Below are 13463 nucleotides of genomic sequence, written 5' to 3' on the forward strand. Positions count from 1 at the left end.
CGGCTCGGTCGGGTCGGCACCCATGCCGCCGACCGCGCCGAACCGGCCGTCGCGAAGAGTTGTTTGGCTCAGTCTTCCTTCAACGAGGCGATGGCCACCTGGATCGTTTTCAAAACCGTCTCGCCGATGACCGCAGCGTCGGGGAATTCGGCCCGGGTGCGGTTGACCAGAACGCCGCTGATACAGGCGCCACCCAGTCCGTAGGCCGATGTCTGGGTCAGCACGGTACCGGCTTCCATTTCGTACGACAGCACGTTCAGGTTCTGCAGCTCTTCGATTTTGTTGGCGAGTTCGCGGTGGACGAAACCCTTGCGAAAGGAATCCTTGCGGCCCTGGCCCTGGTAGAAGGTGTCGGACGAGGCGGTCACGCCCAAGTGGTAGCGGGCGCCGATGCGTTCGGCCGCGGCGACCAGCCGGCGGACCATGTGGAAGTCGGCCACCGCCGGGTATTCCTGCGGTGCGATGTGGCGCGATGCGCCGTCCATGCGGACGGCCGCGGTGGTGATCACCACGTCGCTGGCCTCGATGTGGGGCTGGATCGCACCGGTGGTGCCGATGCGCAGGAATCGCTTGACGCCCAACAGGGCCAGCTCCTCGACCGCGATCGCCGCGGACGGGCCGCCGATACCGGTGGACATGACCAATACCGGGGTTTCACCCGAAAAACCCAGCATGGATCGATACTCGCGGGTATTGGCCAAGTCGCGGGCGTTCTCCAGGTGCGTCGCGATTTTCGGGACGCGGCCCGGGTCTCCGGGGATCAGGGCGATTTCCGCACCTTCCAAATCCGAGCGATTCAATCCCAAATGAAATACGTCGTGATTTCCTTCAGACAAGCTGTCCTCCTTCGGCGTGGGTGCGGCGCCCGATTCGTACCATGGGGCCGCAAATCTTTTCGATGGCAGCCAGGCTTCAGGTGTCGGAAGTCGAAATGGTCGGTTCGGTGGGAACCCGCGGGGCGAAGAGGCCAAATCGCTTCAATGTCTCGATGGCGGGAACTGCCAATTCTCGAAGGGGATCGGCGGGCACCTGAAATCCTGTTGCGCGAGGCCCAAAATGGGCTCAGGCCGAGCATTGTAACCCGGATTTTCACTGAAGCGGGAATCATCCCGCAAAGTCTATGGTGCTGCGCTACAATGAGAACCCGTGTGCAAAGGAGCGGACATGATTGAGAAGTTCGAAAGTCCTGCCGCGTGGCGGGGGACCGCCCTTTTTAAGCGCCCCGATTGGGAATACCGCTTGAGCGTGGAAGAGCTCGCGGAAATCGAAAGGGCCTTGCGACGGATCAAACGCAGAGGTCTGTCGCTCACGAAAATAACGCGCGAAGATTTTGAATTGCCCAGGCTGGAGCCCGTTCTGGCTTCGGTTCAGGAAGGCCTGGAAAACGGTTCCGGCGCCGCCCGGATTCGCGGGATCACGCCGGGCCTGTTCGACGAGGACGATGTGCGCCTGATCTTCTGGGGATTGGCGCGTCACATCGGTACGCCGGTGTCGCAAAGTGCCAAGGGCGAACTGATGTTTTCGGTTCGCGACGAGGGCTTCGGCGAGCAGAGTGCCAAGACGCGGGGGCCCAATACCAACAAACGCTTGAGGTTTCACACCGATCGTTGCGACGTGATCGGATTTCACTGCGTGCGTCAGGCCAAGATCGGTGGCGACAACCTGCTGGTCAGTTCCATCACGCTTCACAACGAAATCCTGGAGCGGCGCCCCGATTTGTTGATGGTTCTGTACAAACCGTTTTATTACAAGCGCCACAACGTGGATACCGGCAATCCGCTGCCCTATTTGAGGCAACCGGTTTTCGCCATTCACCAGGGGCACTTCATCGGCAATGTGTTGCGGGTGTTGATCGAGCGGGCCCACACCGTTCCCGGTGTGCCGCCCCTGACGCCGGTGCAGCGCGAGGCCCTGGACTTTTTGGACGAGGTGGCCGAGGAAACGGAGCTCCACGTGCGCTTCCGCCAGGAGCCCGGCGACATGCTGTTCATCAACAATTTCGTCGTGTTTCACCGGCGCGACGCTTTCGAGGATCACGGTGAACCCTCGTTGCGGCGACACCTGCTTCGCCTTTGGCTCTCGGTGCCCAACAGCCGCCCCCTGTCCGAATCGTTTCGCGCCAACTACCGCGAAATCGAAGCGGGCGCCATACGGGGCGGCATGCCCCCCATTGGACCCGATTGAACCCGGTTCCTCCACGCCGCGAAGCCACTCCGCGCGAACCATCGCGTTTCGAGACCGTACATCTCCTAAGATTCCGACATCCAATCTCTTACTATGCGCAACAGTTGCGCTGCCCTCGAAATCATTGGTTTTCCGCAGATCAGGCGGTCGCTCGGCGCCATCGACCCACGCGAATCCACGTCACATCGATTCGGGTCGCCCTGCGCGTCGGGTTTTTAGGAGGATTTTAGAATGCGAACGCACCTTTCTTTTCTGGCAATTTCGTTGTGTTTCTGTCTCGGTGGGTCGCTTTTTGCGGCCGGGCCCGATTGGCCCCAGTGGCGCGGCCCGGACCGCACCGGCATCGCTCCCGCCAAAAACCTTTTGACCCAGTGGCCCAAGGACGGGCCGCCCTTGGTGTGGCGAAATCAGGGGCTCGGAAACGGGTACAGCTCGCTCGCGATCCATGGGGACGCGATCTTCACCATGGGCGATATCGGTGAAAAACAATACGTGGTCGCCGCCAGCCGCAAGGACGGTTCGGTCCTTTGGAAGACCGAGGTGGGCAAGGCCTGGGTCGATCAGTACGGCGGCACCCGTTCGACCCCTACCTACAACGACAACCACATCTACTCGATTTCCACCGAGGGCCTGTTGACCTGCCTCGCGGCCAAGACCGGCAAGGTGGTCTGGAAGAAGCATCTCAAGCGCGAGTTCGGCGGGTTCATGGCGGCCGGTAACGATTGGGAGTGGAAATTCTCCGAATCGCCGTTGGTCGACGGCGATCGCGTGGTGGTCACTCCGGGTTCGAAGGATGCCTTGATCGTGGCCCTGAACAAAAAGACCGGCGCCGAGATCTGGCGCACCAAGCAACCCGACATGGGTGAAAAAGGAGCCGATGGCGCCGCCTACGCGTCGATCGTGATCGGCAACGCCCTCGGGATCAAGCAGTACGTGACCCTGACCGGGCGCGGTGCGGTGGGTATCGCGGCCGCCGACGGCAAGTTCCTGTGGGGCTACAACCGAATCGCCAACAAGGTCGCCAACATCCCCACACCGATCGTGGAGGGCAACCACGTCTTCGTGTCCACCGGTTACGGCACCGGGGCGGCACTGTTGGAAATCGTGCGCGAGGGTGACGGCACCGCGGCCAAGGAAGTCTACTTCCTGGAGGCCAACAAAATGCAGAACCACCACGGCGGCATGATCTACCACAAAGGCCACATCTTCGCGGGCACGGCCCACAACAAGGGGTTTCCGATTTGCCTCGACATGAAGAGCGGCGACATCAAGTGGGGTCCCGTACGCAACGAGGGCAAGGGTTCCGCCGCCCTGTCGATGGCCGACGGCCACCTGTATTTCCGCTATCAGAACGGCTTGATGGTTCTCGTCGAGGCCACCACCGACGAGTATCGGGAAAAAGGTTCCTTCATGATTCCGGAGGTCAAGAACTTCAGTTGGTCCCATCCCGTGATCGCCGGTGACAAACTGTACCTGCGCGAGCAGGACAAGCTCTACTGTTATGACTTGAAACGAAAGTGACGGTTCCACCACCGTGGCGGGTGGGGCCGGAAACGGTGCCGCCCGTGCGGTTTCGCCATCAATGTCCCTCCGGATCACCCGTTCTCGCCGGAATAGGTGAACGTGAATCGATGTCAAGTTCGGTGAGTTTTGGCCGACTTTATTATCAATTCACCGGACCACATCATTTTTTTGGAGGCGGTATGCGACGTGTATTTGTGACCCAGGAATTTTCCGAGCTGCGTTACGTTCAATCGCTTCTCGGGGAGCAACACATCGACTTTGTGACGAAAAACGAGCACCTGATGGGAACGGGCTCGGCCGCGGGTGAAGTGCCCCCGTTTTTTTGCCCCATGGAAATCTGGATCGCCGACGATCAAAAAGAGGAAGAAATCGCCGCGATGATCCAACGCAGTTTGAAAGCGCCGCGCCTGGTACAGGCGTCCTGGCGATGCCAGACCTGTGGCGAGGAAATGGAAGGGCAGTTTTCCGCCTGTTGGAAATGTGCCGCACCCGATCTCTCTTCGGCGATGCACGCGGATTGAGAGCGGCCGCCCGGTGTGAGCCGGTCGAATCGCATCGCCGGGTTCCCCGAAATGGGTCGCAAGGGCGGGCACCGCGGTGATGGGCGACACCCGCACCGGCTTCAGGCCACCGTGGCGATGACCTTGAATTCGACCGCGATGGGTGTGGGCAGCGCGCCCACTTCGACGGTGGTTCGGGTCGCCCCGATCGAGGCGAAGGTTTCGGCATAGACTTCGTTGAAGATCTTGAAATCGGCCTTCATGTTGGTCAGGAAGACCTGGATGTCGACGACCTCCTCGAGGCTGCTGCCCGAGGCTTCCAAGATGATGCGCACGTTCTCGATGACGGAACGGGTCTGTTCGGCCACGTCGTAGGCCGTGATATTGCCGGCCTCGTCGAGGGTGACACCGGGAATTTGTTTGGTACCGGGCTTCCGGGGACCCACCCCGGAAAGAAACAGGAGATCGCCCACCCGTCGGGCGTGTGGATAGGCGCCCACCGGTTCGGGCGCCTTGTCGGTGTGGATGCGTTGGTCGGTCATGTTCGTTCGCTCCATGCTGTGTGGAAATGGGTCGCGGTGGGCTCGGCGAGTCGACGGAAACTTCGATTTCCGCCGCGGCCGTTCACCCCACCGCGCTTGGTGATCGCGGCGTTGCCCGCCGCTTAGAACTGGATGCAGACGTTTTGCGATTCGGTGTAGAAATCGATCGAGTGTGCGCCGCCCTCGCGGCCGACCCCGCTGGCCTTCATGCCGCCGAACGGCGTACGCAGGTCGCGCAGCATCCAGGTGTTGACCCAGATGATGCCGGCGTCCATGGCGTGGGCCGTGCGGTGGGCACGCGACACGTCGCGGGTCCAGATCGTGGCGGAAAGTCCGTAGCGCGTTCCGTTGGCGAAGGCGATGACCTCCTCCTCCGAATCGAAGGGCGTGATGGTCACCACCGGTCCGAAGATCTCTTCCTGCATGACCCGGCACGTGGGGGTGAGCCCCGTGACGATGGTGGGTCGCAGGTAGTAGCCGCCATCCAGGTGGGACGGCAGGTCGGGCCGCGTGCCGCCGCAGTGTACGGTGCCGCCCTCCTCGCGAGCCAGCGCGATGTAACCCCGAACTTTTTTCAGGTGCGCTTGGCTGATCAGGGCGCCCATGTTGGTCTCGGGTTGTGTGGGGTCACCCACCACCATGGCCTCGACCATCGGGGTGAAACGTTCCAGGAACCGCTCGTAGATCGGCCGTTCCACGAACAGCCGCGATCCACACAGGCAGACTTCGCCCTGGTTGGTGAAGGCCGCGCGCAACGTGGTCGGCAGGCACTGGTCGAGATCGGCGTCGGCGTAGACGATGTAGGCGTTCTTGCCGCCCAGCTCCAGGCTGAGTTTCTTGAACCCGTCGGCCGAATCGCGAATGATGCGACGCGCCGTTTCCGTTCCGCCCGTGAAGGAGATCAGCGGGACTTCGGGATGGCCGACAAGCGCGGCGCCGGCCTTGGGGCCCGTACCGAAGACCAGGTTGCAGACACCTGGCGGAATGCCCGCTTCCTGCAGCACCTCGGCCAGCAGCCATGCGGTCATCGACGTCATTTCCGACGGTTTGGCGACACAGGTGTTGCCGGTGGCCAGGGCCGGTGCGATCTTCCAGGTCAGCAGATAGAGCGGCAGGTTCCAGGGCGAGATCAACCCGGCGACGCCGACTGGCTTGCGCACGGTGTAGTTGAGGGCTTTGCCGTCCATGTGGGTGGCCGATTCCTCGTGGTGGCGGATCGCACCCGCGAAGTAGCGGAAATTGGAAACCGCGCGGGGGATGTCTACCATTTTGGCGAGGGCCACCGGTTTCCCCTGGTCGCGCGACTCCGCTTTGGCGAAGGCCTCGAGTCGCGACTCCAGTAGGTCGGCCACGCGCTCCAGGAGTCGGGCCCGTTGCTCGACGGGTGTGGCCGACCAGGCGGGAAAGGCCCGCTGTGCGGCGGTGACGGCCGCCCCGATGTCGTGTGCGTCCGAATCCGGTACCTGGCCGTAGACCCGGCCCGTCGCCGGTTCGATGTTGTCCATGTAGTTGCCGTTGCACGGGGGTACCATGGCGCCATCGATGAAGTTTTGAATCTGAATGTGTTGACCCATGTGAATTCCTTGTTCCCGGCGATGGGCGGCGTCGCTGTCCGCGCCCTCCCGTCGCCGTTCTGGGCCCACTCGGCGCCGATCGCGTCGGGCGGGCGTATTGTCGAACCGAAAGAGATCTTCCGCAGGAGGTGAACCGGAAAGGTAATTCTCCACCCCGGTCGGCGGTGACTGCGGATCTTCACCGCCGAGGTCACCGAGGTAACGGCGTGAAACCACGTTTGCCTCGAGATTCATTGGTTTGATACAGACCTTGGCTCGCAGGACGGGATGAATGGACTGCCTTTGGGTTCGGCTTCGGCTAGTGGAGATGCGAAGCGATGTCTTCCATGAACCAGCGCATGGACCGCTTGACCGTCTCGTTGTCGTGATTGTTGAAGTCGAACCACAACATCAACCGATCCTCGGAGTGGAAGCGCCGCTGCATCTGGTCTCGAATCGAGGCCGGGCAACCCACCAGGGCGTTGTCGACCGCCTGGCTGATACGCTCGGGGTCGATCGTGCCCTGGAGCGCTTTCCAGTAGTTTTCCAAGGCCTTGTTGGCGTGGGCCCGGGCGCGGCTGTCCCGCTCGGCATCGGAAATGCCCGGCGTGTTGTCCACGAACACCAGGACCGTGCGCGGCATGTAATTCCGTTTCCAGGGACCGCCGTCCGGGTGGAACGAGTTGATCATGCGTTGGTGGGTGGCTTCGATCTGGGCACTGGGCGTAATCGAGAGATTGAAGACGCCGCAGGGATAGAACTGGTTGGCGTAATCCTGGGTTTTGGCGTCGTGGGCGCCGATGGTCAACCACAACAGATCGAGCGGGGCCTCGAAGGGAATCACTCCCACTTTCTCGAAATCCCAAATCGGCGCCAGGGGAATGCGGGTCACGTGACTTCCATGGGCGTGGAGTACGGCCTCCCAATCTTCGTCGCTGCGGAAATCCTCCCGCTCCAAGAACTTGGGGGAGACATCCGCCGAAGAGAAGATGTCGCCGCGGACGAACCGCAGGAAGATTTCCAGCGCTTCCCGAAAGACCTTGCCCTTGACGGCCTTCCAGGCCACCCGCTCGACCGCGTCGCGCGGAAAGATGCCGTAGGGCGTGTTGGAGAAGGGAAAGCGACCGCTGGCGAAGCCGATTTGCAGCCGGCGCTTCTCTTCCGGGTCCAGGCCGTGGAGCAGGAGCGCGGTGCGCAGTGCCTCGGCTCGGGCGATGGGGCCGCCGTTGCACTGGATGTTGAGAATCGCCGAGCCCACCTCGATCTGGTTCGTCTGGGCGAATATCTTGTGTGCCATTTGGAAAATGTCGGTATTCAGGCCGATTTCGCCTTTGAAATCGGGAATCACCGGGTTCTTGTTCTCCTTTTGAACCTGGCAGGAGAGATGGGTTTCGGCGATCCAGGCACAGCTATAACCCAATGCATCGGCCAGGCGAACCTGGTCGAAGAAGTTGAGCAGCATTTGGCGCTCGTTCGGGGTGTACCCGTCCACCTCGGTCTGACAGATGGAAAAAAAGACATCGTATTTCATAAACAACCCGTCCTTCCGCCGTCGACCGGCAGGTTGACACCGTTGATGTAGGCTGCCGCGGGCGAGGCCAGAAACGCCGTGGCCGCGGCCGTTTCCCTCGGCTCGGCGAATCGCTTGGCCGGAACGCTCTGCTTCCAGGCTTCGGCCACATCCTCGGCCGGCTTACCCTGTTTGGCCGCGTTGGCTTCGATCAGCGCGGTCAAGCGCGGCGTATCGGTGAAACCCGGCAGGACGTTGTTGACCGTGATGCCGAAGGGCGCCACTTCGATGGACAGGGTTTTGGCCCAATTGGCCATGGCCCCGCGTACGGTGTTGCTGACGCCCAGGTGGGGAATGGGCACCTTGACGGAGGTCGAGATGATATTGATGATGCGGCCGTAGCCGGCTTCCTTCATGCCGGGCAACAGCAGCCGGACGAGCAGGGACGCGGCCAAGATGTGGTTGCGAAAACCCGCCATGAACGCTTCCGGCTCCGCTTGGGAAATGGGCCCGGGTTTGGGGCCGCCGCTGTTGTTGATCAAAATGTGGATCGGTCCGTCGGCCAGTTCCCCGGCGACCGATTTCTCCAGCAGTTCCTGGTCCCCGATATCGAGACTGATGCTGTAGTGCCCCTTGCCCGGCAGCGATTTCAGAACGTTCGCGAGCTTGTCTTCACTGCGGGCGAGGGCGATCACGGTACATCCCATGCACGCCAATTGGTGCGCGATCGCCGCGCCGATGCCCTGGGAAGCACCACACACCAAGGCCCGTTTTCCGGTTAAATCCAAATTCAAGGTAATCCTCCCTGTTGACTTGGTCCGCGTTTCGATGCGAACGAATGCGCGCGAACCGAGATCGGCCGCGATCCCGTTCCGGTTTCATTCGCTGGCGAAGAGCCGTAGCGCTTCGAATCGCGGAGGGTTGCGTCAGACGTCCGAACCGATCATGTTGCGCACGTCCCAAAGTTCCGGGAAACACTTGAGGTCTTCGCGCGTGCGCAGGAATTGCCATCCCGTGCTTCCACCCGTGCCCGCTTTCTGACCGATGGTTCGCTCGACCATGACCGCGTGGGTCTTGCGCCAGAGCATCAACTTCTCGTCCAGGTCGAGCATGGCTTCGAACAGGAGCACCCAATGGAAGTTCTCGCGGGGGTCCTCGTAGATCTGGCGGACGGTGCGCGTCAACCGCTCGTTTACCTCGTGCGCCTTGCTGTAATCGCGTTTCAGGATTTCTTCCGGAACCGTATAACCGGCTCGTGAGAGGCACATCAGCGCTTCGTCGTACACCGAGGGTTCGGTCTGGATACGCGCCAATCGGGCGCGGATGTCCGGGAGCTTTTCGAAGAATTGCAGGAAAAAGGGATTGCGCAGTCCGTAGGTGAACTCCATCTCGCGGAACTGAGCCGATTGGAACCCGGATGCGGGTTTCAACAGGCCGCGAAATCCGGAGAACTCGATCGGGGTGAGCGTACCGAGCAATCGAATTTGTTGCACCTGAAGTTCCATTATGGCGCCAATTCTCTTGATGGCCTTCAATGCGCGGGAAACGGTGTTTTCGCGAAAGCTTTCCACGAGTCGCGTGGTTTCGTGAAGAACCTCCTTGAACCACAACTCGGCCGACTGATGGATGATGATGAAAAACATTTCGTCCGGGTGATGTGGCTGGGAACGCAGATGTTGGAGATCGAGCAACTCGGGAAGTTTGAGGTAGGAATTGTAGTTCAACTCCTCGAGTACCAGGTCCTTGTAGTCAATCGTCATAAAGAACTCCTGGGCTTGGGAAAGTTCACAAAAAAGAGCCGGAGTTTTGCAAAACTTCCAGTAGAATCCACTAGAAAGACGGCCACCAACGAGCCAAATCAATTGCCAGCGTGCTTCTGCCAGGAAATGGAGAGAGCTTGTCTGTCCTCTTTTAACTGGTTTGGCTACTCTTTGTAAAGAAATATCCCGAGGAGACAAAGCTACATTCATGGAAAGTCATCACTTGCTTACGACCTTCGCGGCAGCCTGTGGGCTAGGCGTTTTTTTTCTCATCCTGGCCCAACGTCTCAAGGTTTCCGCGATCGTGATCCTCCTGATCGGGGGCATCGTGGCCGGACCCCAGGTGCTGAATTTGGTTCATCCCGATCACCTGGGCAGCGGACTGAACGCGATCATCTCGCTCGCCGTCGGCCTGATCCTGTTCGAAGGTGGCCTGACGCTGGACGTGAAGGGTTATCGCGAGGTGTCTCGCGAGATTTGGGGCGTGCTCACCAAGGGCATCCTGGTGACCTGGATCTTTTCGGCCTTGGCCATCAAGCTGGTGTTCGATTTCGATTGGCCCTTTTGCTTTTTTGCCGCGAGTCTCATCATCGTCACCGGCCCCACCGTGATCGGCCCGCTGCTGCAGCGGATCCGTGTCAGGAAGAACATTCACCACATCCTCCACTGGGAAGGGGTCCTGATCGACCCGATCGGGGTGTTCATCGCCTTGCTGTGCTACGAATGGTTCGTCAGCGTCTATCTGGAGAACACCACTACCGGTGGCGCGCTGGGCGGGTACCTGGTCGAATTTTTCGGCAGCGGTTACCAGACCATTTCCTATTTCAATTTCTTCCTGCGGTTCATCGTGGGCATGGTCACCGGTCTGGGACTGGGTGGCGCACTCTACCAGTTTCTCAAGCGCGAGTGGATCCCGGAAGAGTACATGAACATTTCGGTTCTGGCCTACGCCATGGGGATTTTCATGGCGGCCGACCTGTTGGTGCACGAGGCGGGGCTGCTGGCGGTCACCGTGGCCGGACTGCTGGTGGGCTACAAGGATACGCCCCAGCTCGACCGCATCATCGAATACAAGGTCGAATTGAAGGACCTGTTGATCGCGCTCCTGTTCGTGTTGCTGGCGGCAAACCTGGAGTTGGAGAAGTTCATTCACTACGGCTGGCCGCTGTTGATCGTGGTCGGGGCCGTCATGTTCCTGGTGCGACCGCTCAACATCTTCATTTCCACCCGCAAGAGTTCGCTGACCCTCAGGGAGAAGTTGTTTTTGAGCTGGATCGCCCCGCGCGGTATCGTGGCGGCCTCGATGGCCTCGATCTGTGCCTTCCACCTCTCGAACCTCGATTTCAAGGAGGCCGGCTTTCTGGAGACCTTCACGTACTCGGTCATCGCCGGTACCGTGGTCTTCCAGGGGTTCACCGCCAAATTCGTGGGTGGCGCGCTCGGCGTGCTGGAGTCGCGTCCCAAGGGCTGGGTCATCGTCGGGGCCCACAAGCTGGGGCGCCTGGTGGCACAATTCATTCAGGAATCCGGCTTCAGCGTGGTGCTCATCGATACCAACCCGCGCGAGATCAAGCTGGCGCGCCGCGAGGGTTTGGTCGCGATCAACGAGAACGCGATGCAGATCGATCCCGAAACCAATCCGAACCTCTACGGGATCGGCAACTTCCTGGCGCTGACAGAGAACGAGGATCTCAACCGGTTGCTGTGCCAGCGCTGGAGCAACATGCTCAGCGACGCCAATATCTACCGCTGGGTGTCGGAAGAGGCCGAGAACGCGGTCGCCAACGCCAAATTGTTGGTGGGCAGCTCGGTCTGGAACCACCTGCAACTGAAAGCCGTGTTGGCCCAGGAAGAGCGGGAGGAGCTGAAGGCGCGCCGCATTTCCACCAACCTCCAGACCTACCAGCGGCCCGAACAGGTGCTCATGTGCCTGTACAACGGCGAACTCTATCCCTACGTTCCCGCCGACAGCAACGGCCAAGCCCTGGTCCTGACGCTGGCGCCGGTTTCCGGTGGATTGGAGATCCCCAGCAACAAGAAGTGGGTCCTCTTCTCCGAGGCAGACTCGCTGGAGTCCCTGTATCGCAACATGTTGGATAAACTGGCCAACGAATATCCCGAGCTGGATCGCGACACGTTGCTGGGCGAACTCATTCAGCGCGAGGAGGAGTTCAGCAGCCTGCTGGGCCACGGTATCTCGCTACCGCATACCTACAGCAACGCCATCGACAGCACGCTGATCCTCATCGCGCGCGTCGATCCGGCGATCTCCTGTAAACACAGCGGTTCCGACATTTCGCTGGTGTTCATGCTGCTGAGTCCCGAAGACCACCCGGTCGAACACCTGAACCAAATCTCCCAAATCGCGAAATTCGTGATGCGGGAGGAGACCCGGTCGGCGCTGGTGGCGGCCAAAACCGAGGCGGACCTTCACTATGTCATCGAAAACGGGTGATGGCCTCCTGAGCCGGTTCCGACCGGCGCGAATCCCTGTCCTGTCACCATAAGTTTGTGCAGGATTGAAAGTTGCGGCTGCCCGCGTTATCCTGGAGTGCGAATCTTTATCGCAAATCCCCAAAATCTCTCGATGAAGCGACGCCGTAGACCGCCGATCGGTCGTTCTTCGTCCTCCGTCGATGTGTACCCGAATTCACCATGGCAAAAAAGAAGAAAAAACATCCAAGCATCGCCGACCGTCAGGAGATCCAAATCATCTTGGGCAAACTGATGCACAAGGCGCAGGCGATCACCTTGAAGGTGGGTGGCGAGAAGGTGCGTTGCCTCATTTTGGACGAATTGGAAGATTCGTTCATCTTGCGGCTCGATGCCGAAATTCGCGAAAAGCACGGGCTCCAACCGCGCACGCTCATCCACCTGACCTTCTACTACGAGGGCAAGGAATATTACGGCTCGGTGGCGATGCTCGGGTTCGGCCGCTACGAAAACAAGGAGGCCATTCGCCTGGCCTTTCCCCAAAGCATTTCCATCAACGACGAATTCGGCTTGACGCAATTGCATTTGACCCCGCGTAAGGAATTGACCTTCACCTCCACCCTCAACAAGCTCTGTGACGGCCAGGTGGTGAATATCGGTCTCAAGGGCATCGACCTCAAGAGTGCGGAATCGGAGCCGATTCGCGAACTGCTGGCCGTCAACCTGCCCACCAGTTTCGGGTTCGAACTGAACCCCGACCTGCGCATTCACTGCACCGGCAACGTGCTGTACATCCAATCGTTTGGCGAACAGTTGGTGGGCATCGAGTTCGAGGGCCTCGACAAGGATACCCAAAAGATGCTGGCGGACTGGATTCATGAAGAATCCCTGAAGCAGCGCAACCAGGACCTTCATTTTCTGCGCGAGCGCAAGCAGCGGCGCGAAAAGCAGGCTGCCGGAAGCATGGAGGGCGAAGAGGAGGCCGAGGAGATCGAACAGGGACCGCGCCTCGAGGCCGACTACGCCAACACGGTGCTCTCGGAGGGCGACAGCTACATCTTGTTGTTGTCGCGTGACAAGGAGCTGCTGACGCGCATGGGTAAGAGCCTGAAGCGAAAATACGGGGTACTGATTTCCAAGGGGCGCTTCAGCAACGTTCAGAAGATCGTGGAATACTACCAGCCGACCCTGATCCTGATCGACGAGAATCTGGCCACCGTTTCCGGTTACGATGTCTGCAATACCATCAACAAGCACATCGAGGACGAACAGCAGTGCGTGCTGATGGGCGAGGTGGATGAAGGCGGTGACAAGCGGGAACGGGCGCTCGAGGTGGGTGCCATGGAGTACCTGGTCAATTCGCCGTTTCGACCGCTGTCCTTTTTCAAGACGGTGGATGAATTGGTGACGCTCTCCTCCGGCGGCATTTGAGTGGGCACGAGAGACCGGCCCAGCCC

11 protein-coding genes are annotated in these 13463 nt (G+C 60.2%); 5 read left to right on the plus strand and 6 right to left on the minus strand.

Annotated elements, in window-relative coordinates; genetic code table 11:
- Positions 1-68 precede the first annotated feature (68 nt).
- Positions 69-836, minus strand: a complete 768-nt coding sequence (udp, locus tag J3U87_RS19610; RefSeq protein WP_237377473.1) for a uridine phosphorylase — start codon at positions 834-836, stop codon at positions 69-71.
- Between the two features lie 328 nt (positions 837-1164).
- Between udp and J3U87_RS19615 the strand changes: the two genes are divergently transcribed.
- The 3 genes from J3U87_RS19615 (at position 1165) to J3U87_RS19625 (ending at position 4229) form a co-directional block, all read left to right on the plus strand.
- Positions 1165-2184, plus strand: a complete 1020-nt coding sequence (locus J3U87_RS19615; RefSeq protein WP_237377474.1) for a TauD/TfdA family dioxygenase — start codon at positions 1165-1167, stop codon at positions 2182-2184.
- A gap of 231 nt (positions 2185-2415) precedes the next feature.
- A complete protein-coding gene (locus J3U87_RS19620) occupies positions 2416-3705 on the plus strand; it encodes a PQQ-binding-like beta-propeller repeat protein (protein ID WP_237377475.1) in 1290 nt (429 codons plus the stop codon).
- A 182-nt stretch (positions 3706-3887) separates the two neighbouring features.
- Positions 3888-4229 carry a putative signal transducing protein gene (locus J3U87_RS19625; protein WP_237377476.1) on the plus strand — a complete coding sequence of 114 codons (342 nt, stop codon included), beginning with the start codon at positions 3888-3890 and terminating at the stop codon, positions 4227-4229.
- A gap of 101 nt (positions 4230-4330) precedes the next feature.
- Here J3U87_RS19625 and J3U87_RS19630 read toward each other — a convergent pair whose 3' ends face one another.
- The 5 genes from J3U87_RS19630 to J3U87_RS19650 form a co-directional block, all read right to left on the minus strand.
- Entirely contained in the window at positions 4331-4750 is a 420-nt protein-coding gene (locus J3U87_RS19630; protein WP_237377477.1) for a RidA family protein, read from the minus strand.
- 122 nt (positions 4751-4872) lie between these two features.
- Positions 4873-6324 carry an aldehyde dehydrogenase gene (locus J3U87_RS19635; protein WP_420038313.1) on the minus strand — a complete coding sequence of 484 codons (1452 nt, stop codon included), beginning with the start codon at positions 6322-6324 and terminating at the stop codon, positions 4873-4875.
- 298 nt (positions 6325-6622) lie between these two features.
- Positions 6623-7834, minus strand: a complete 1212-nt coding sequence (locus tag J3U87_RS19640) for an LLM class flavin-dependent oxidoreductase (protein WP_237377479.1) — start codon at positions 7832-7834, stop codon at positions 6623-6625.
- On the minus strand, positions 7831-8607 hold the full coding sequence (locus J3U87_RS19645; RefSeq protein WP_237377480.1) for an SDR family oxidoreductase: 777 nt from the start codon (positions 8605-8607) through the stop codon (positions 7831-7833). Before J3U87_RS19645 ends, J3U87_RS19640 begins: the two co-directional genes overlap by 4 nt.
- 132 nt (positions 8608-8739) lie before the next feature.
- Entirely contained in the window at positions 8740-9573 is an 834-nt protein-coding gene (locus J3U87_RS19650; RefSeq protein WP_237377481.1) for a tryptophan 2,3-dioxygenase, read from the minus strand.
- Positions 9574-9781: 208 nt separating this feature from the next.
- Between J3U87_RS19650 and J3U87_RS19655 the strand changes: the two genes are divergently transcribed.
- Entirely contained in the window at positions 9782-12028 is a 2247-nt protein-coding gene (locus tag J3U87_RS19655; RefSeq protein ID WP_237377482.1) for a cation:proton antiporter domain-containing protein, read from the plus strand.
- 200 nt (positions 12029-12228) lie between these two features.
- Positions 12229-13437, plus strand: coding sequence for a hypothetical protein (locus J3U87_RS19660; RefSeq protein WP_237377483.1), 1209 nt, complete (start codon positions 12229-12231; stop codon positions 13435-13437).
- Positions 13438-13463 lie beyond the last annotated feature (26 nt).

This window comes from Sulfidibacter corallicola (assembly GCF_017498545.1).
Taxonomy (GTDB): Bacteria; Acidobacteriota; Holophagae; order Acanthopleuribacterales; family Acanthopleuribacteraceae; genus Sulfidibacter; species Sulfidibacter corallicola.